We start from the raw sequence: 17,810 nt of genomic DNA on the forward strand, positions 1-17,810 counted from the left end.
GCCGGCGCCAGGCTCTTCTTTCTGCCGCCCTACAGCCCCGATCCCAATCCCATCGAGCAGGTCTTCGCCAAACTCAAGCATCTCATGCGCAAGGCCGCCGAGCGCACCATCGAGGCAACATGGAAAACGCATCGGCACGCTGATCGATCGCTTCACCCCAACCGAATGCGCAAACTATCTCCGCAATGCTGGATATGATTCAAAATAAAAGCAGCGGGCTCTAGCGAGATTTCGGTCGCCCTTCTGGCTGATGGTTCCGTTCACGCACTGTCGCGGAGGATGAGCTCTGGCTCGATTAATCTGATGTCAGGCGCCTTCCATGAACCGCGGTTTTCGATCCGCTTTAGGATTCGGTCGACACCGATCCGGCTGATCTCGTCGGCAGCATAGTTCACCGTTGTCAGCGGCAGCGCGCCATATTGCGAAATTTCCGTGTTGTCGTAGCCGACGACGGCCAAGTCTTGCGGAACGGCAATCCCGTTTTCCCGGCACCAATGAAGCGCGCCAATGGCAAGAGAATCCGTCGAGGCGAATAGTGCGGTGGGAGGCGGAGCGCTTTCCATGATCCGTGCCATCGCGGCGAAACCGTGCGCCGGCGCATGGCCTTCCGGCTCGAAGACCATGATCGCCTCTTCGGATAGTCCTGCCTCCCGCACCGCCTGTAGCGCGCCATGCATCTTGTCGAAATTGCCGAGTGCCCGTCCACCGTCAAGCATGGCGATCGCCCGGTGGCCCTGTCGGCAAAGATAGCGGAAGGCCTTGTAGGCGCCGGCCCTGTCGTCGATCGTCACGGTGTCGAGGCCGGAATCCGGTAGGTCTACCAGAAGCAGCACCGGCGTGCCGGCCTCGTCGGCAACCTTGATGTGATCGTATTCCCGGTGGTTTGCCGGATAGATCAGCATGCCGTCGACCTGGTAGGACAGGAACAGCCCGATGGCGCGCTTTTCGTTTTCGACGCTCGAATCTGATGCGGCGAACATCATGGCATATCCGGCCAGCGACAGCTGGCGCTCGATCGTGCGCGCGGCGAGGGTCAGCGTCGGGTTCATGATGTCGGTCATCACGAGGCCGATCGTCCGTGTAACGCTGTGCACGAGCGAGCGGGCGATGTGGTTCGGGAAGTAGTTCAGCCGCGCGGCGGCCTCCAGGATCAGCTCGCGCGTTTCCTCCGGAAGGCGCGGGCTGCCGCGTAGGGCGAGCGAAACGGTATTTGCCGAAAAGCCAGTGGCTTCCGCAATATCCTTCAGACGCGCGCGCGGTCTTGCCATTTTGTCCCCTCGCCCTCCGGCCTGCCGGGCCGGAACGGCAGAGCCGATATCAGGGCCGCGGCCGGATTACCAGTCCGCGACCCGGTCGCGCCCGGCGAACTGGGCGCTCTTGTCGGTGTATTCGAAGAGCTCGATCTTCACGTTGTTCGGATCACGGATCCAGGCTTGGTAGGTATCGTCGCAGGCATATTTCTTCTTGGTGATCTCGACATCCATCGACTTGATGTGCTCGATCGCCGCGTCCAGGTTCTCGACCTCCAGGCAGAAATGGTTGATCTGGTTTGTGTCGCCATAGGACGTTCCATTCTTCTGGAAAACCTCGACATGGCTGCGGCCGCCGCAGTTAAGATAGAAGCCGAACACCTTCCCATCGCGCAGGAAGTTGAAATGGATGCTCATTCCCAGCACGTCCTCGTAGAAGGCGCGGGTCTTTTCGAGGTCATGCGCGAAAATGCACACATGCGCCACCTGCTTCACCTTGATCATAGCCTTGTTCCTCCGGTCATCGCCGTTCCTTGCCCTCAATAGACGGTCAGTACCTGCGCGGGTGCTCCGGCCGCCAAGTTGCGTTCCGCCTCGATCAGTCCCAATCCGGACCCCATTTCGGATCGATGTGACGCTCGCCGCGATCGAGCCCGGCGAGCCGATTCATATCCGCCTCGTCCAAAGCGATCTCGCCGGCGGCGAGATTGGTTCTCTGCCGTTCCGGCGCCGCGGATTTCGGAATGACGATAGAGCCCAGCGCGAGGAGATAGGCCAGCGCGACCTGGCTCTGCGTCGCGCCATATTTCCGCGCGATCGCCTCGATGTCAGGATTGCCGTCCAGACGGCCGCCAGCCAGCGGCATGTAGGCCGTGACGGCAATACCCCAGTCGCGACAATGGGTAGCGAGAACCCGGTTCTGCAGAAAGACGTGCCGCTCGACCTGGTTGGTCGCGAGCCGGCCCTCGCCGATCTCCGCGATCGCCTCGTCGACATGGCGCCGGGTGAAGTTCGAAACGCCGATCAGCCGCGCCTTCCCGTGGTCCTGAACCCGAGCGAGCTCTCCGATATAGGCGCTGACCGGCGGATCGTCGTGCGGGGCCGGCCAATGGATCAGCACGAGGTCGGCATAGTCGAGCCGCATGGCTTTCAGACTGTCGTCAACGCTCTCGGCAAGTCTTCCGAGGTTAGAAGCGGTCACCTTGGTCGTGACAAAGAAGTTCGCCCGATCGATCCCGGACGCTTTGATCGTTTCGCCGACGTTCTCCTCCGTGCCGTAGGTCTGTGCCGTGTCGAGATGTCGGTAACCGAGGTCGATCGCCGATGAGAGCGCGGCAAGTCCCTCCGCTCCGGTAAGGCCGTAGGTTCCCAGTCCGATCTTCGGTATGGCGCTGTTTTGTGCCGGCAAACTACCCTCCTGGCAGGCCGCTGCAGCGGCCAATTTTCCTCAGACGGCCACAAGGCCATTGACGACGCTTGGTAAATATCTCTATATTAACGTTAATACAAGGCGGAATTTGTACCGCATTGTACGGTGATGGGGCCGTGAAAGGCTGCCGTGACCGGGAGGAGAAAGTGGCAATTCGGTGGAGCTGGGCATCGCCCAGAATCGCGCTGATCCCTGCGTTGACGGTCACCGCAGTCGCCTTTTTGGGTGCGATTTGCTGGACGATCTGGATTTCGTTCACGAGGTCGAGGCGGTTTCCCGACTACGCCATCAACCTTGCCGAATGGACGAGGCAGTACGAACGGCTTTTCCGCGACAATGCCTGGGAAACTGCGCTCAAGAACGTGCTGATCCTCGCAATCGGCAGCGCGCTAGCGATCGTTTTCGGCTTCATCCTGGCGGCGATGATCGAGCGTGAAAAGCGCGGCGAGGGCTTCTTCAGAACCCTGTTTCTCTATCCGCTCGCCGTTTCCTTCATCGTGACCGGCATCGTCTGGCGATGGATGTTCAACCCCGATCTTGGCATCCAGAACTTTCTGCGCGGGCTCGGCTGGGAAAGCGCGAACTTCAACTGGCTCGCGGATCCGCAGACCGCGATGTACGGCATTATTCTCGCCTCCATCTGGCACGGCCTCGGCTTCTATATGGCACTGATGCTGGCCGGGCTGAAGTCGATCAACTCCGAGATATGGAGTGCAGCGCGCCTCGACGGCGTGAGCTTCTGGCGGCTCTACATCGAGATCATCATTCCGATGCTGAAGTTCACCTTCCTCACCTGCGCCATCCTTTTGTCGCTGGGCGTCGTGAAGACCTATGACATCGTCCTTGCGATGACCGGCGGCGGCCCGGGGACGTCCACTTGGACACCGGCCTATTTCGTCATCAACTCCTACGCCGCGCGGGGCAATATCGGGTATGCGTCTTCGGCCGCGGTCATGATGCTTCTCATGACCGCGGCTCTTTTCCTTCCGCTCGTACTGGCAACCGCCTGGCAGGCACGGCGCCGGGAGGCAATGGCGCAATGACGATGACCGCGCAAACGGCTAGCCTGGCGACGCCAGTCAGCAAAAGCCTGCGCCGCAAACGCATCCGCGGCTCTTCCATCGCGGTTCTGGTGTTCCTTGCCATGTGGGCGGCCTTTGTCTCCATCCCGCTCTACGTGGTGATCGTCACGTCGTTCAAGACCATGGACCAGGTCGCGCTCGGCCAGGTTTTCGCCCTGCCGACCGAGTGGACGTTCGAGCCATGGCGGAAAGCCTGGTCGGAAGTCTGCGCGGGCATGACCTGCGAGGGGGTGAGCCACGGCTTCTGGGTTTCGATGAAGATCCTGTTTCCGAGCCTGCTGATCTCCATCGGCATCTCCTCGGTGACCGGCTATGCCCTGGCGTTGTGGAAGATCAGATGGGCCGGGACCTTCCTCTTCATCCTCTTCCTCTGCGCGTTCGTGCCGTTCCAGATCATCATGATCCCGCTCGTGGTGCTGATCTCCTCGCTCGGCATCTTCGGAACGATCTGGGCGGTTGCCATCGTGCATTCCGTCCTGGCCATGCCGCTTCTCACCCTCATCTTCCGGAACTTCTACAAGGATGTGCCGGAAGAGCTCATCAACGCGGCAATCATGGATTGCGGCTCGTTCTGGCGGATCTTCTTCGAGATCATCCTGCCGATGTCCGCGAACATCATGATCGTCGTCCTGATCCTGATGATCACGACGGTCTGGAACGACTATCTGATCGGCCTGGTCTTCGGGGGCGTCGGCACGCAGCCGATGACGGTGATCCTCGCGAACACCGTGATCACCTCCTTCGGCGAGGTCCAGTACAATGTCGACATGGCGGCCGCGCTTCTGACGGCCATACCGCCGCTCATCGTCTATTTCGCTGTGGGAAAATTCTTCGTCCAAGGCATCACCGCCGGGGCGATCAAGGGGTAGGCCGTGCCGGAGATCGAATTCAACAACATCGTGAAGCGCTTCGGCCGGGTCACGGTCCTGGAGGATCTCAATCTTCAGGTGGACGACGGCGAGTTCCTGGTGCTGCTCGGACCGTCCGGCTGCGGAAAGACGACCCTGCTCAACATGCTTGCCGGGCTTCAGGAGGTCACCGGCGGGTCGATCGTGATCGGCGGTCGCGATGTCACCGACCTCGACCCGAAGGACCGCGGTCTCGCCATGGTCTTCCAGTCCTACGCGCTCTATCCGACGAAGACGGTGCGCGGAAACCTGAAATTCGGGCTCTCGGTGCAAAAGCTCGACCGTGCGGAGATCGAACGCCGCGTCGCATGGGCGGCAAACCTTCTGCAGATCGACAAGCTGCTCGACCGCAAGCCGGCGCAACTTTCCGGCGGCCAGCGCCAGCGCGTCGCCATAGGCCGGGCGCTGGTGAAGAACGTCGATGTCTTCCTGTTCGACGAGCCGCTTTCCAACCTTGATGCCAAGCTGCGCACGGAGATGCGGCTTGAGATCAAACAGCTTCACCAGGAACTGGAGAAGACCATCGTCTTCGTGACCCACGACCAGGTTGAGGCGATGACGATGGCTTCGCGGATCGCCGTCATGAATGGCGGTGTGATCCAGCAGATCGCAACGCCCGATGAGATCTACGAGCGGCCGGCCAATCTGTTCGTCGCCCAATTCATCGGCTCACCGGCCATGAACACGCTCAAGGCCACCGTCGAACGCGCGGATGGGAGTGTCAGCGCGGTCCACGCGCCGACCGGCGCGCGCATAGACCTTTCTGCCTATTCCTTTTCGGCGGCGCCGAAGGATGGCGACGCCGTGATCGTCGGCCTGAGACCGGAGCACTTCTCGATCGGCTGCAACGGGCACGCCGATGCGGGTGCCTACTTTTCCTTGCCCGTCCGCTACACGGAAAAGACCGGCAGCGACGTGACCGCATTTCTGGATTCCGGCGACGGCGGTCTGATCGCCGTGCGCTTCGATCACAAGCACCATCACGTCCCCAAAATGGGGGAGATGGTCGAAATCCATTTTCCGAAAGACCGTTTCGACATCTTCGACGCGGCTTCCGAAAAAAGGATTTAGGCCGCTGGCCGAACAACCCAGGGAGGAAATGACGATGAAATCCGTTCTTAAAGGCGTGTATCTGGCGCTCTCCATGAGCGTTGTATCGATGGCGGCGCAGGCGGCGGACCTGACGATGTTCCACTCATGGTCGAACGAAAGCGAGATCGCCGCGCTCAATGTGTTCGTCGACGCGCTCAAGGCGGAGGGCCACACGATCAAGGAGCTGGCGATTCCGCATGAGCAGTCGGGTGCCGGCGGGCCGATCGTGGCACTGGTGATCGCGGGAACGCCGCCCAACATCTTCCTGACGGGCAACGCCGACGTCTATCGCGACATCCGCGACCACGGGCTTGGGCAGACGGTCGGCGAGCATTTCGACAAGATCGGCGCTACGGAAAACTTCCCGCCCGCCGTTCGCGAGGCCATCAAGGTCGACGGCGAAGTGCGCAAGATCCCGTCGGGCATCCATATCGATGGCATGGTCTATTACAATATGGAGGTGGCGAAAGCTGCCGGCGTCGACCCGACCTCATGGACGAGCTTCGACGAGATGTTTGCCGACATGGAGAAGGTGAAGGCTGCCGGCTACAACTTCATGGCGATGGGCGGCAACACCTTCCAGGCAGGCTACCTGTTCCACGCGCTGATGGCCGGCATCGGCGGGCCGGACGTGTACAAAAAGTTCTACAACGTCGATGCAGGCGGCAAGCCCGACGCTACCGTCTTCGAGGAGCAGGGGCTGCGCGATGCCATCGAGGCGTTCCGGCGGATCACGGCACAGGCCGACGAAGGCTGGGTCAACCGCCAGTGGAACGAATCCACCAACACCGTCATCTCCGGCAAGACACTGATGCATTTCCACGGCGACTGGATGAAGGGCCAGTGGAAGGCGAATGAAAAGGTGCTGGGCGAGGACTACAACTGCATCAACCTGCCGGGCACCAAGGCGCTGTCGGTGACGGTCGACGCAATGGGCATCCTCGGCGGCGATCCGGTATCGCCGGAGCAGCTGGAGGCCGAGTTCGAGCTGGCTTCGATCGCGGTCGACCCGGTCATGAACGCAGAATTCGCTTCGCACAAAGGCTCCACGCCTGTCCGCACGGACGCACCGGTGGAAAAGCTCGACGCCTGCAACAAGCTTGTCCTGGATTCGCTGGCGAAGGACAATTTCTGGGTGCTCAATCCCTTCTACGTCAGCGATTCCGACTGGATCAATTCCGTCTGGAACACGATGTTCACCTTCCAGGGCGATCCGTCCATGACGACCGACGACGCCGTCGCCATGCTGAAGGACGAGTACGACGCGATCTTCAATTGATACCTTACGGCGCGGGTGAGGCGGCCGGGCCTTTCGGTCCGAGCCGCGTCGGCATCTTTGCTTTTCCTGCTATGCGCGGCAGACTGATGGACTCGCGACCGATCGCCCTTCAGGCGGAAAGTGCTCGCATGAGATCGGAAGCCAACTGCATCTGCGGAGGGCAGCTAGGGTTACAGGTACTGGTTCCACGGAATATCCTCAGGGGGGCGTCAAGCCTGACCCTCAGTTGAATTCGGAGGTGCTATATCGCGTCTAGGTACTATACGGCGACTTTCAGCGTATGTCGCCCTCGGCAGTTGGGAGGTCCGCAGCCACTTTCGTCATAAATCACTACAAATCCAGATATAACAACTACTTATATCCAAATTCGACGCCGCTTAAGCGGCGCAGCGGCAATGGCCCGACCTTCATCGGGCCTTCCTCCCAGCCTCTACAATCGCGGCGCATTGAGGTGCGTCATGACTTGGCCGGAGCGGATCGGATCGATCTTATCTGCTTCCGCGAGCGCCCAGGGGGCCTGTTTTTCCAACCTGATTCCAACGACAGCCAGCTGGTGCTCATGGGCGCCCTGCGTTCAGGGGGCATAGCGCTGGCCTCCAGCTACTCGGTCGCGGGCGAGCTTCGCGCCGGTCGGCTGGTGCGCGTGCTGAAAGACTTCCAGATTCCCAGCATGTGGATCAAGGCGATCGTGCCCGACCGGGTTCGGTCGCCCGCGGTGGCGCGACTAATCGAGTTCGCCCGGGCAGCGCTCAGTCCCGTGGCCCCATGGGTCCGGGAAGAGATGCCGCCAAGCGAGCGAACTGTCAAAGCCGGGTAGTCCGTGTCACGGGAAAATGGAAAAACCGAAAAGTCAGCAAAGGCACGAGCGATGGCGAATTGATTTCATCATATTCGAGTCGAGGCGTACCAAAGAAATACCACTGATCCAGGTTTCGTGGTCCCGGCCGATTGTCCGCTATTGGGAAGTTGCAGTGTAGCAGCAACTTTGGAGGCGAATTTCGATTCTGGGTCGGAACTCCGGGTTCCTTTTTGTCGCGGTAGGGTGGTCAGTGGAACGACAGCTTGTTGGTAACTTATCCTGATAGCGGACGTGCAAGTTCCAGCCCCGTTGCTGCTAGGCAGCAATGCGCCACAAGTTGGCATTCATGGGACTTCTGCGTTGCGGACGTTCGCTCCGGGACCTCCGAGTGCTCCACCAATCCGACGGAGGGGATTAGAGAACCTGCGGGTGCAGTCTTTGCCGGAATACTCCGCCCGCGGTTTCAGATGAGCCCCGCCGTGTAGATATCGCTCGCCGGTAGCGGCAGAAGCCGGCTCGCCATTTCCGACTTCAGCTCCTCGAGGCGTGCGAGCTCCTCTGGCGATTTGTCCTTCTTCGCGCCCAGCGCAACGAATTCCTCGCGCACATGGCCGGGCCTGATTGCGGCCTCGGCCGTCCTGCCGCGATAGCTGAAGCGGAAGACGTAGGGGCCGGGCGGTTGGGAGATGACGTCCTTGCCGCCGATCGTCTTGTCTACGGTGAACCGGCCGTCGGTCACCGCGCGCGTCACCATTTCCAGCGCGTCGCGACCGCCGGGGCCCGAAAAGGCCGTCAGTACCAAAATTTCGCGCCGCTCGAGCGGCGTGTCGAAAAGGAGCGGAAAAACCGCCTGCATGGCCTTGAGGCCATGTACGACGCCTCCTGGAGACGCCGAGATCGGCTGCCGGATCCAGCCACCACCAGTTTGTCGGCGTGCCGGTGAACCGGATGGCCGGGAGCCAGAGATCGGAGCGGCTCTCGCCGAGCGCGACGACCGTTCCGCCGGCTTCAAGGTGGCGGGCGACCGCTTCCTTCAGCGCGATCATCCTTTGGGCAGGCGTGCGGCAGGGAACCCACAGGACGTCGTTCGGCCGCAGGGTCTCGCCAAGCGCCTCGGGCGCGCAAATGACGTCGAAGGCCTTGCCGCAGCCCGGACCCTCGAGGCTGCGGATGTGATAATAGGTGCCGGAGGAAGGTGCGACGATGCGCTTGCTCGCCCCGGCGGAGGACTTCCCGCCGCCGTAGCGCTCCGCTCCGGCAAGTGGCAGATCGTTACCCGCTCGGCCGGCGGTGTGGGGCCAAGGATCGAGGCACGCGCCACCATCTGCCCAGTCGATGATCCGCCGTGAAAGCTCCGGCGCCAGGTCCCATTCGAGGCCTATGGAGCCGAGGTCGTTGCCGGAATGGGAGAATATGCGGCCGCCGCCCGGTCGGGCCCATACCCAGTCGACCGGCACCAGGGTCTCGCCGAGCCCGTTCACGGCCACGGCGCCTTCGGGCAGCGGATTGCATCCACGGCCGTAGAAGCCGGCCACCCCCCTGTTGGTCTCCAGCTTCTTCAAGTCGATGCCCTGAAAGATCGGATGGGCATTCACCGAGCGCAGAACGAAATCGGCGCGTGTGGGCGCAGCTATCGGCCGGTACTGCGCCATGCCATCGACGAGAGGCCGCAGCATATGGCCATTGAAGAACCATTGGCCGCCGGCGTCGAGAAAAGCGACGAGCGCGTCCTTCATGGCCAGCATGGCGTTCTGGTCGAGCTGGTTGCCGGTGATCAGCCCGCTGTGGGCGAGAAGGATATCCGGTGTCAGCTCCGACTGGCTGACGATCTTCAGCTTGCCCTGTGCCGCTGCGCGGCGGACGGTTTCGGACGGACCGTCATAGGCGGATTGCAGATAGATGACGCTCATGCCACGGCTTCTATTCCCGAGAAGGCCGGCACGATGGCGCGCCGCGTTTCTCCCGTGGGACCGCTGACCCCGACCCAGCTCATGGCGACGCCGTAGAGCTCGGAAAGCTTGTTCGGATCAACCATCTCCGCAACGGGGCCATGGATCTCCCATCCCCCGGGCATCATCATGAGCACGTCGTCGGCGGCCGCCAGCGCGTGGTTCGGGTCGTGGGTGGTGAATAGAATGGCCTTGTCGCGGCGCAGCCTGAGCGCATTGAGGAGTTGGAGCGTGCGGGCCTGATTGCCAAGGTCGAGGGCGGATGTGGGCTCGTCGAAGACAAGCGTCGGAGAGCCGGTCGCAAGCGCGCGAGCAATGAGGATCATCTGCCGCTGCCCCCGGACATGCGGTCGTAGCGCAGCTCGGCGAGGTGGCAGGCGCCGACCTCCACAAGGGCCTGTTCCGCGGCCGCCCGATCCTCGGCGCTCGGCTGACCGAACAGGCCAAGCCTTGCGGCGCGCCCCATGATCACGACCTCGAGCCCGGTAAGCTTGGCCTGCGAGGCGCCGTGCTGCGGCACGTAGCCCGCGACCCGGGGTGCCTGCCGGCTGCCCTTGGCCAGAGGTTGGAAGCCAAGCAGTGCCCGAAGCAACGTCGTCTTGCCACGACCGTTGGGCCCGAGAATGGCCATGGAGCGGCCGACCGACACGGTGAAACTGACACCGGAAAAGAGCGTGCGGCTGCCGAAGGAAACGGAGGCGTTTTCCAGACCGATCATGCGCGGTTCGCCTCCGTGAAGTGGCGGCGCAGCAGCGTTAGCATGGAGATCGACCAGCGTTGGTTTCCGCAAAGTCCAGCCGGTCAAGCATCGCGTGATTCCACATGGCTGCGGGTTGCGCCTATATTTTCGCACACCGCAAGCTGCTTTGAGCAGTCCATGATTGCGCCTGTCCAAAGGCTGTTCCCATGAGTCGATTCTGGATCGTCCGCTTCTGGCATTCCTTCTCTGCCGCAGGGCTGCTGATAGGGACACTCTTCTTTGCTGCCTCGCTCACCCCGACCCTGCTTCCACGCACCTTTGTGACGCAGGGTGTTCTTTCTGGAGTTTCCCTCGCTGCCGGATATGGCCTCGGCGTGTTCGGCCGCTGGCTGGCTGACTATTTGGAGCTGCCGGGGCCCAAGGACCGCACCGTGTGGACCATCAAGCTTGTCGCCGCCGTTGCATGCACCATCGTTGCCGTCGCCTTCCTTTGGCGGGCTTCGGAATGGCAGAATTCGATCCGAGATTTGATGGGACTTGAACCGGTCGATACCGCGCATCCGCTGGAGGTCGGTCTGATCGCTTTGCTGACTTTCGCATTCCTGATCGCTTTGGCTCGATTGTTTCAGCGAACATTCCTGTTCATCTCCAGAAAGCTCAACCTCTTCGTGCCGAAGCGCTTGTCTTATGTGGTCGGCATTGTCATTGTGATCGCGCTGTTCTGGTCCGTCATCGAGGGAGTTCTCTTCAGGTTTGCCCTCCGTGCCGCGGATTCCTCCTTCCAGGCGTTCGATGAACTCATCGAGCCCGAGACCCAACAACCTAGCGATCCCAACAAGACGGGCAGCGATGCCTCCCTGCTCGCATGGGATGAGCTTGGACGCGCGGGGCGGGAATTCATCGCGACGGGACCGGCCAGCACGGATTTGCGTGCTTTCTCAGGTCGGGACTCGCTGGAGCCAATCCGCGTCTACGTAGGACTGCGCTCCGCCGATACACCCCGGACGCGGGCAAAGCTCGCCCTGGAGGAGCTCAAACGCGTCGGCGGATTCGAGCGATCGGTGCTCATCGTTGTGACGCCGACGGGCACCGGCTGGATCGACCCGGCAGCCATGGATACTGTCGAATATCTGCATGGCGGCGACGTGGCGAGCGTCGCCATCCAGTATTCCTACCTCACAAGCTGGCTGTCCCTGCTTGTCGAGCCCAGCTACGGAGCCGAAGCCGCCCGTGCCCTTTTTGCGGAAGTCTACGGACATTGGACCAAGCTGCCCAGGGAAAGCCGCCCAAGGTTGTACCTGCACGGCTTGAGTCTTGGCGCTTTGAGTTCCGAACAGTCCGCCGACCTGTTCGAAGTGATTGGCGATCCCTATCACGGCGCACTTTGGAGCGGTCCTCCGTTTCCTAGCAGAATCTGGCGGGCAGTCACCGGCGGCCGGAATCCAGGCTCGCCGGCCTGGCTGCCGCGCTTCCGGGACGGATCATATGTGCGGTTCACGAGCCAGGAAAACGCTCTGGCAATTCCGGGCGCGCATTGGGGACCGATGCGGATCGTCTATCTCCAGTATGCGAGCGACCCGGTGACGTTCTTCGAGCAGTTGTCCCTGTACAGAGAACCGGATTGGATGATCGCACCGCGCGGCCCCGAGGTGTCTCCCGAACTGCGGTGGTATCCAGTGGTCACACTGCTGCAGCTTGCGCTCGACATGGCCATGGCAACGACGGCACCCATGGGGCACGGACATGTCTATGCGCCCGAGCACTATATCGACGCCTGGATCGAAGTGACGGACGTTCAGGGGTGGAGCGCGGAGCAGATCACGCGGCTGAAGCGGGAATTTGAAGAACGGCAGTGAGGGGAGGTGCGTTACCAGTTCGGCGACCGCGCCACGAGCAGCACCGAGTCGACTTGCGATTTTACGGGTTCACGAATGCCGGGCCTTATCGCGATTGCCGGAGTCGCCTCCCGACAACAGCACCGAGAACCAGCGGCTCGAGGGTTCCTGCGCGCAGTAGATGACGAATGCGATCAAGACGCCGATAAACACACCGGGCAAGCCCCACTTGAAGCTCCAGAAAAAGACCGAGAACTGTGATCGGAGTGGGGTCTCGATGCCGATCGGCGTCTTATTCAGTTATTTCATTGCAAATAGCGGGGTCAGTACAAGATGCCGATTCACATCGTCAGGCAGTTGCAGCGGTTGGGTGCCCGTATCGTCGTGATGTATGGCCACAGGCACATAGACTGGATAGGACATTGCGGTGGGCTGCGGATCATTTCGGCGCCGTCGCCAGTCATGGAAAGCACAGACGAGGACACAACTTACTTTCATATCCACCCAATCGGCCTGGATGGCAACGGGGAGCTGACGTTGCTATCGCCGGTGCGCGTCGACGTTCCCGGCGCCTGCTTGCACAGCTGACGGGTCCTTTACTTCGCCGTTGTCCGGCGCGCCCATCAAATCGGAAAGCCACTTGGTCGAAGGCGATTGCGCGCAGAAGGTAATTGCCGCAATTGTGATTGGAACTCCGATGAATGCGCCGAACAGGCCCCATAGGAACATCCAGAGGAAAACCGAAAACAGCACGAGAAAGGGCGACAGTGCCAACGCCTTACCCGCTACGCGCGGCTCTACGTAGCTGCCGATGGCGAACTGTATAAGATTTAGGCAGGCAAAGACAAACAGCGCGGAATACAGGGATTCGAACTGCGCCAGCGCGTAGAAGGTCGGCAGCAGCGTTGCGATGAACGGGCCGACGAAGGGGATGAAATTCAAAGTGAAGGCGATGACGCCCCACTCCGCCGCAAGCTGCAGACCGAGCGCCAGGGCAAACACGTAGACCATACCGCCGGTTGCAACGCTCATGATCGTCCTGATCATCAGATACCGGCGCAGCTTGGTGGCGGTGCGTTCGCCGCCTATGATCAGGATGCGCGCAGCCTCGCTGCTGACGATGCTGGGGATCTTTCGTGTCAGCGGGCCGACCTCGAGCAGGCCGAGCAGCACGTAGATCAGTACCACGATCCAGAACGAGATCATGGTATTCACCGGGCCGACAGCCCCTGCATCGCCCCCACGGCCCAACGCATGTTGAAGTGCTCGGCCCACAGGCCGGCAACGGCGATCCCATGCGTCTCCAGCCAGGCGGTCGTCTGTTCGTAGAGCCCCTGAAGCCGAGGCGTCTCTGCGATCAGGGATCGACCGATCCGGCCGAAACCCCAGGCCACGACGGAGGCAAACACGATGAAGACAAGCACGATCAGCGTGACGACAATGGCGAGCGCCAGAAGCTGCGGCAGACGCGTCTGAAGCCGGTCTTGAAGCGGCCAGGCGATTGCGATGATGAAGAGGGCGCAGGCAACGGGCGCAATGATCGCGTCCGCGAAATAGAGCGCCGCCAGCAGCAGAATTGCGCAGATGATGCCCAACGGCACCGGAACCATGCGCGCGTTCATTGCTATGGCTGCCCTTGCGAGCAAATACCGGACATCGCTACCTCTGACCGTTAAGTTTCATTCACAAAAGCCAAAACACTTGTCCGAGCGTTAGCCGTCAATTCGATTCAAGCGTGTCGTGGAAGCTCAGAATCTCCAGATCATTGGTACCATGAACACAGCCACGACAAAGAACCAGAGCATCAGCGGTAGACCGAGCTTCCAATAGTCGCCGAAAGCGTACCCGCCGGGACCCATGACCATCAGGTTTGTGGGGGTTGCGATCGGTGTCAGGAATGCCGCTGCCGCCGCTATCGCAGTGCTCATAAGCACCGGGCGAGGCGAGATACCCATGGTTGCCGCAGCCGCCACGCCGATTGGGATGACGATGAGAGCGGTCGCGGTGTTGCTGATGAGCTGCCCCATGATGGCAGTCAGCACGAACAGGCCGGCGAGCAGGGCAATGGGGCCGGCGTCGCCGACGACCGACACCAGATGCTCTGCCATCAGCTTCGCGGCGCCCGTCTCGACCATGGCAGTGGACAGCGGCATCATCGCTCCGACAAGGATCACCGTCGTCCAATCGACGGCGCGATAGGATTGCTCGACGCTCATGATCCCTGACAGGACGACCGCGCCGGCGGCGAGCAGGCCGGCTATCGCCGGCGGGGCAATGCCCGTGGCGAGGAGCAGGACCATCGCGACCAGAATGGCAACGGCCTGGCGGGCACCCGGCCCCATCGGTACCGCCTGGCGACGCACCAGTTCGGGCGAATTGACGACCAGGACATCCGGATCCTTGAGGCGCTGGTCGAGAGCTTTCCATGTTCCCTGCAAGAGCATCGTATCGCCGGCCTGCAACACGATACCTCCTGCGTCTCGTGTTGCATTGGTGGCGGCAACCTCTTCGCCGGCGCGCTGCACTGCAAGGACAATCAGGTCGCCGCTCTCGGTAACCATGCCCGGGAAAACGTTCTGTCCGATAAGGCCGGAGCGCGGCGGGATCACCACCTCAGCGAGGCCCGAACTGCGATTGAACAATGTTTCCTCTCCCTGCCCGGGCGCCGCCAACTCGCTGAACGCGAGGTGCTTATCGGCAGCGAACGCGGCAGCCGACTCGGCGTCGCCCCGCAGCAGCAGGTGATCGCCCTCGGCGATAACAGGTCTGCGCAGTGGACTGGCCGTTTCACCCTCCTGAACGGCGACGAGCTTCAGGTCGGGATACGTGGCCAACTCGATGGCAGACGCGGGCATGCCGATAAAGGGCGAACTTGCGCGCATGCGCATCTGATAGACGCCACTGACAAGGCCGTATTGCTCGACAAGCGTCTTCGCATGGCGGCTGAAGTCGGCGGGCATGGTCGCGCCATTGCGTTCGGGCAAGAGCCGCTTTCCGAATAAGATGATGATCGCCATCGTTCCGGCCAGCAGCGGCAAGCCGACAAGCGCGAACTCGAAAAAGCCGAAACCGCCGAAGCCGGCGTCGCTGCCCGCGTCCGAGACCAAGACGTTCACTGGCGAGCCCGTCAGAGCAAGCTTCGAGCCGGCGTGCGCGGAAAAAACGAGGGGCAGGAGCAACTGCGCCGAATTTCGCTTCAGGCGGACGGCAATGACGACTACCACCGGCAGGAGAGCGGCGACAGCACCGTTGACGCTGATCAGCGCCGTAAGGAGCGCGACCATACTCATCGTTAGCACCAGCAGGCGAGTGCGGCTCTCTTCGCCCGCGCCACGGATCAGAAGCTGCCCAGCCCACGCGGTGACACCTGTGACATCGAGCCCAGCACTGACGATGAAGAGAGAGGCTATGAAGATCACCGCGGGATCACCGAACCCGCCGAGAGCCTGATCGATCGTCAGCACGCCGGTCGCCCACAGCGCCATCGCAGTCGCCATCGCGACAACGACGACAGGCAGCTTGTTCCAGACGAACAGGACGACGACGACCGCGATGATGGTGGCAGTGTACGCTATGGGGCTCAATACTTAGTTCCTCACCGGCCCTTTCGAGCCAACAAATTTAACCACTGCCAACATCCGAAACCCGACTGCCGCCGGGGCCGCGGCATGACTGCTACTCTTCCATAGTCGCCATAAGTATGCCGAGGCGGCAGCCCTTCTCGTATTCGGCAAGGTTCACGTATTCCTTGATGGTATGGATCTCGGCCTGTCCGGCGCCGATGGTGATGGTGGGAACGCCGTGCTTGTCGAGCCAGTTGGCGTCGAGACCGCCGTTGGAGAACAGGTAGGTAGGCTCGATGCCGAGCATCTTGAGCGCCTTGGCAGCGCACTTCACGACAGGACTGTCCTTGCTCAGTTCGAAGGGCGGGTAAGCTGCCTGGTGGCTGAACTTCAATTCGGCCTTGCCCCCCTCATGATCCTCCACCTCATTTTGCGCTTTCGTGAACGCTTCTTTGTAGCCGTTGGCGATCTTTGCCGCGAAGGCCGCCTCGGAACTCCGCGCCTCGCCCTTGATGAAGACGTAGTCTGTGACGACATTGGTCGCATCGCCCGCCGGTTTGTCGCCCTTGCCGCCGAATATCCCGACATTGCTGGTTCCCCGGCCGTCGGGCTTGACGACCTTGCCGAACCAGCCCGCCTGCCTCGCCTCCGTCAAGGCGATGGCGCCAACAAGCGTCGCCGATATGCCCTTCTCGGGCGCCACCCCGGCGTGGGACGCGCGACCCTTGATCTCGACTTCCCAGTTTTCCTGTCCAACCGCGCCGATGATCAGGTCCGAAGCGAGTTGCCCGTCGACATTGACGCACATGACCGGTCCGCTCAGATCGGCGGGGTTCAGCTCGCGCGCTCCATGAAGCCCACTCTCCTCCCGCACCGTGAAGAGCAGTGTGATCGGCGGATGCGGCAGCTTGTTCTTGATAAGCGTTTCGGCAAGCACCGCCAGAAGGGCAACCCCCGTTCGGGCGTCGCCGCCAAGCGCAGTCGTGCCGTCGGAGACGATGCGATCACCCTCCCGTCGAGGCTTCGCCCCGGCGCACAGTGGCACCGTATCCAGGTGGGTCGAGAACAGCAGCCTTGGTCCGCTACGAGTCCCAGGCAGATCCACGATGAGATTCCCCGTCTCTGTCGGCAGCGGAATACGTGTATTGGCATCGTCGAAGCGGATTGCCGAAGCCGGCACGCCAACTGCCTTCAGCGCATCGCTGACGGCTGCGGCGATATTGGCTTCGTGCCCGGTAACGCCTTCGACCGAGAGAAACCGCATCAGGTGCTCTTCTGCGGCGGCGACATCGAGAGGAATAGAGGGCTTGCTCATAGGTCCATCCTTGTCATTTGAGTGCCGCATCACTTCAGGCTGTCGCTCCTGCCGTCACAGCCCCCATGGCAGGCCGAGCATTTTCCAGACCGCGAAGAGTGCCGTCCACAGCACGAATATCCACACGACATAGGGAAGCATCAGGGACACGATCGTACCGACGCCTGCCGATTTGTCATATTTCGTGGCGAAGCCGACGACGAGCGCGAAATACGCATTGAGCGGCGTGATCGCATTCATTGGGGAATCGCCGACGCGGTAGGCTGCCAGAACCGCCTCGGGTTCGACGCCCAGCTTCATCAAAAGCGGCACGAAGACCGGCGCGAAGATCGCCCATTTCGCGATTGCCCCAGTGAGTAGCAGATCAATGATCGCGACCACGACGATGAAGCCGATCAGCAACGGCAGCGCGCCGATATTGGCCGCTTGCAGGACGCCGGAGAGGCTGAGCGCCATGACGGTGCCGATGTTGGTGTAGGTGAAGTAAGCGACGAACTGACTCAGCACAAAGAACAGGAAGATAGTTGTTTAGTCCCGGCATTTGATAGATTGGATCGAGCCTGAAGCGTTCGGGCTCCTTTGTCCAGCATTTGCAGATGTATTCGTAGG

The 17,810-nt window shown here is 61.5% G+C and carries 17 protein-coding genes and 2 pseudogenes; 8 read left to right on the top strand and 11 right to left on the bottom strand.

What is annotated here, in order from left to right; genetic code table 11:
* Positions 1 to 208: pseudogene (locus GM910_RS25200) on the top strand (transposase); the annotation flags it as partial.
* Positions 209 to 260: 52 nt separating this feature from the next.
* On the opposite strand, the gene GM910_RS25205 reads toward GM910_RS25200, so the two are convergent.
* The 3 genes from GM910_RS25205 to GM910_RS25215 all read right to left on the bottom strand — a co-directional run bounded on the left by GM910_RS25205 (position 261) and on the right by GM910_RS25215 (position 2,658).
* The gene (locus tag GM910_RS25205) at positions 261 to 1,268 is read right to left on the bottom strand and encodes a LacI family DNA-binding transcriptional regulator (RefSeq protein ID WP_159593293.1); all 1,008 of its coding nucleotides are present in this window, start codon (positions 1,266 to 1,268) and stop codon (positions 261 to 263) included.
* A 66-nt stretch (positions 1,269 to 1,334) separates the two neighbouring features.
* Positions 1,335 to 1,754 carry a VOC family protein gene (locus GM910_RS25210; protein WP_159593296.1) on the bottom strand — a complete coding sequence of 140 codons (420 nt, stop codon included), beginning with the start codon at positions 1,752 to 1,754 and terminating at the stop codon, positions 1,335 to 1,337.
* 94 nt (positions 1,755 to 1,848) lie between these two features.
* Positions 1,849 to 2,658 carry an aldo/keto reductase gene (locus tag GM910_RS25215; RefSeq protein WP_159593299.1) on the bottom strand — a complete coding sequence of 270 codons (810 nt, stop codon included), beginning with the start codon at positions 2,656 to 2,658 and terminating at the stop codon, positions 1,849 to 1,851.
* Between the two features lie 167 nt (positions 2,659 to 2,825).
* Between GM910_RS25215 and GM910_RS25220 the strand changes: the two genes are divergently transcribed.
* The 5 genes from GM910_RS25220 to GM910_RS25240 all read left to right on the top strand — a co-directional run bounded on the left by GM910_RS25220 (position 2,826) and on the right by GM910_RS25240 (position 7,857).
* Positions 2,826 to 3,722: a carbohydrate ABC transporter permease gene (locus GM910_RS25220; RefSeq protein WP_159593302.1), complete on the top strand. Its 897-nt coding sequence runs from the start codon at positions 2,826 to 2,828 to the stop codon at positions 3,720 to 3,722.
* A complete protein-coding gene (locus tag GM910_RS25225; protein ID WP_159593305.1) occupies positions 3,719 to 4,630 on the top strand; it encodes a carbohydrate ABC transporter permease in 912 nt (303 codons plus the stop codon). Before GM910_RS25220 ends, GM910_RS25225 begins: the two co-directional genes overlap by 4 nt.
* Positions 4,631 to 4,633: 3 nt before the next feature.
* On the top strand, positions 4,634 to 5,740 hold the full coding sequence (locus GM910_RS25230) for an ABC transporter ATP-binding protein (protein ID WP_159593308.1): 1,107 nt from the start codon (positions 4,634 to 4,636) through the stop codon (positions 5,738 to 5,740).
* 34 nt (positions 5,741 to 5,774) lie between these two features.
* Complete coding sequence (locus tag GM910_RS25235) at positions 5,775 to 7,040, top strand: ABC transporter substrate-binding protein (RefSeq protein ID WP_159593311.1); 1,266 nt, start codon at positions 5,775 to 5,777, stop codon at positions 7,038 to 7,040.
* Between the two features lie 463 nt (positions 7,041 to 7,503).
* Complete coding sequence (locus GM910_RS25240) at positions 7,504 to 7,857, top strand: LysR substrate-binding domain-containing protein (RefSeq protein ID WP_159593314.1); 354 nt, start codon at positions 7,504 to 7,506, stop codon at positions 7,855 to 7,857.
* A 445-nt stretch (positions 7,858 to 8,302) separates the two neighbouring features.
* On the opposite strand, the gene GM910_RS25245 is transcribed toward GM910_RS25240, so the two are convergent.
* Positions 8,303 to 8,695 carry a hypothetical protein gene (locus GM910_RS25245; protein WP_246226355.1) on the bottom strand — a complete coding sequence of 131 codons (393 nt, stop codon included), beginning with the start codon at positions 8,693 to 8,695 and terminating at the stop codon, positions 8,303 to 8,305.
* Between GM910_RS25245 and GM910_RS27025 the strand changes: the two genes are divergently transcribed.
* A complete protein-coding gene (locus tag GM910_RS27025; RefSeq protein WP_201285596.1) occupies positions 8,694 to 9,188 on the top strand; it encodes a hypothetical protein in 495 nt (164 codons plus the stop codon). The two genes, GM910_RS25245 and GM910_RS27025, sit on opposite strands and share 2 nt — an antisense overlap.
* 557 nt (positions 9,189 to 9,745) lie before the next feature.
* Here the strand turns inward: GM910_RS27025 and GM910_RS27480 are convergent.
* Both GM910_RS27480 and GM910_RS27485 read right to left on the bottom strand, forming a co-directional pair.
* Entirely contained in the window at positions 9,746 to 10,114 is a 369-nt protein-coding gene (locus tag GM910_RS27480; RefSeq protein ID WP_246226357.1) for an ATP-binding cassette domain-containing protein, read from the bottom strand.
* A complete protein-coding gene (locus GM910_RS27485; RefSeq protein WP_246226359.1) occupies positions 10,111 to 10,506 on the bottom strand; it encodes an ATP-binding cassette domain-containing protein in 396 nt (131 codons plus the stop codon). The genes GM910_RS27480 and GM910_RS27485 overlap by 4 nt, the downstream gene beginning before the upstream one ends.
* 188 nt (positions 10,507 to 10,694) lie before the next feature.
* On the opposite strand from GM910_RS27485, the gene GM910_RS25255 reads away from it, so the two are divergent.
* Positions 10,695 to 12,344 carry an alpha/beta hydrolase gene (locus GM910_RS25255; RefSeq protein WP_159593317.1) on the top strand — a complete coding sequence of 550 codons (1,650 nt, stop codon included), beginning with the start codon at positions 10,695 to 10,697 and terminating at the stop codon, positions 12,342 to 12,344.
* Positions 12,345 to 12,863: 519 nt separating this feature from the next.
* Here the strand turns inward: GM910_RS25255 and GM910_RS27920 are convergent.
* The 5 genes and pseudogenes from GM910_RS27920 to GM910_RS25275 form a co-directional block, all read right to left on the bottom strand.
* Positions 12,864 to 13,529, bottom strand: coding sequence for an AI-2E family transporter (locus tag GM910_RS27920; RefSeq protein ID WP_425482732.1), 666 nt, complete (start codon positions 13,527 to 13,529; stop codon positions 12,864 to 12,866).
* A gap of 5 nt (positions 13,530 to 13,534) precedes the next feature.
* On the bottom strand, positions 13,535 to 13,945 hold the full coding sequence (locus GM910_RS27925) for an AI-2E family transporter (protein ID WP_425482733.1): 411 nt from the start codon (positions 13,943 to 13,945) through the stop codon (positions 13,535 to 13,537).
* 126 nt (positions 13,946 to 14,071) lie between these two features.
* Positions 14,072 to 15,907 carry an SLC13 family permease gene (locus GM910_RS25265; RefSeq protein WP_159593320.1) on the bottom strand — a complete coding sequence of 612 codons (1,836 nt, stop codon included), beginning with the start codon at positions 15,905 to 15,907 and terminating at the stop codon, positions 14,072 to 14,074.
* A gap of 91 nt (positions 15,908 to 15,998) precedes the next feature.
* Complete coding sequence (locus GM910_RS25270) at positions 15,999 to 17,201, bottom strand: M20/M25/M40 family metallo-hydrolase (protein WP_159593323.1); 1,203 nt, start codon at positions 17,199 to 17,201, stop codon at positions 15,999 to 16,001.
* A 54-nt stretch (positions 17,202 to 17,255) separates the two neighbouring features.
* Positions 17,256 to 17,726, bottom strand: a pseudogene (locus GM910_RS25275) (AbgT family transporter); the annotation flags it as partial.
* Between the last annotated feature and the right edge of the window lie 84 nt (positions 17,727 to 17,810).

The sequence above is a fragment of the Chelativorans xinjiangensis genome (assembly GCF_009812055.1).
Taxonomy (GTDB): domain Bacteria; phylum Pseudomonadota; class Alphaproteobacteria; order Rhizobiales; family Rhizobiaceae; genus Chelativorans; species Chelativorans xinjiangense.

Coding starts and splice junctions, on each gene's coding strand:
- GM910_RS27925 (WP_425482733.1), bottom strand. CDS start 13,945: ATGAACGCGCGCATGGTTCCGGTGCCGTTGGGCATCATCTGCGCAATT.
- GM910_RS27480 (WP_246226357.1), bottom strand. CDS start 10,114: ATGATCCTCATTGCTCGCGCGCTTGCGACCGGCTCTCCGACGCTTGTC.
- GM910_RS27025 (WP_201285596.1), top strand. CDS start 8,694: ATGGCCTTGAGGCCATGTACGACGCCTCCTGGAGACGCCGAGATCGGC.
- GM910_RS25270 (WP_159593323.1), bottom strand. CDS start 17,201: ATGAGCAAGCCCTCTATTCCTCTCGATGTCGCCGCCGCAGAAGAGCAC.
- GM910_RS27485 (WP_246226359.1), bottom strand. CDS start 10,506: ATGATCGGTCTGGAAAACGCCTCCGTTTCCTTCGGCAGCCGCACGCTC.
- GM910_RS25225 (WP_159593305.1), top strand. CDS start 3,719: ATGACGATGACCGCGCAAACGGCTAGCCTGGCGACGCCAGTCAGCAAA.
- GM910_RS25235 (WP_159593311.1), top strand. CDS start 5,775: ATGAAATCCGTTCTTAAAGGCGTGTATCTGGCGCTCTCCATGAGCGTT.
- GM910_RS25205 (WP_159593293.1), bottom strand. CDS start 1,268: ATGGCAAGACCGCGCGCGCGTCTGAAGGATATTGCGGAAGCCACTGGC.
- GM910_RS25245 (WP_246226355.1), bottom strand. CDS start 8,695: ATGCAGGCGGTTTTTCCGCTCCTTTTCGACACGCCGCTCGAGCGGCGC.
- GM910_RS25210 (WP_159593296.1), bottom strand. CDS start 1,754: ATGATCAAGGTGAAGCAGGTGGCGCATGTGTGCATTTTCGCGCATGAC.
- GM910_RS27920 (WP_425482732.1), bottom strand. CDS start 13,529: ATGATCTCGTTCTGGATCGTGGTACTGATCTACGTGCTGCTCGGCCTG.
- GM910_RS25255 (WP_159593317.1), top strand. CDS start 10,695: ATGAGTCGATTCTGGATCGTCCGCTTCTGGCATTCCTTCTCTGCCGCA.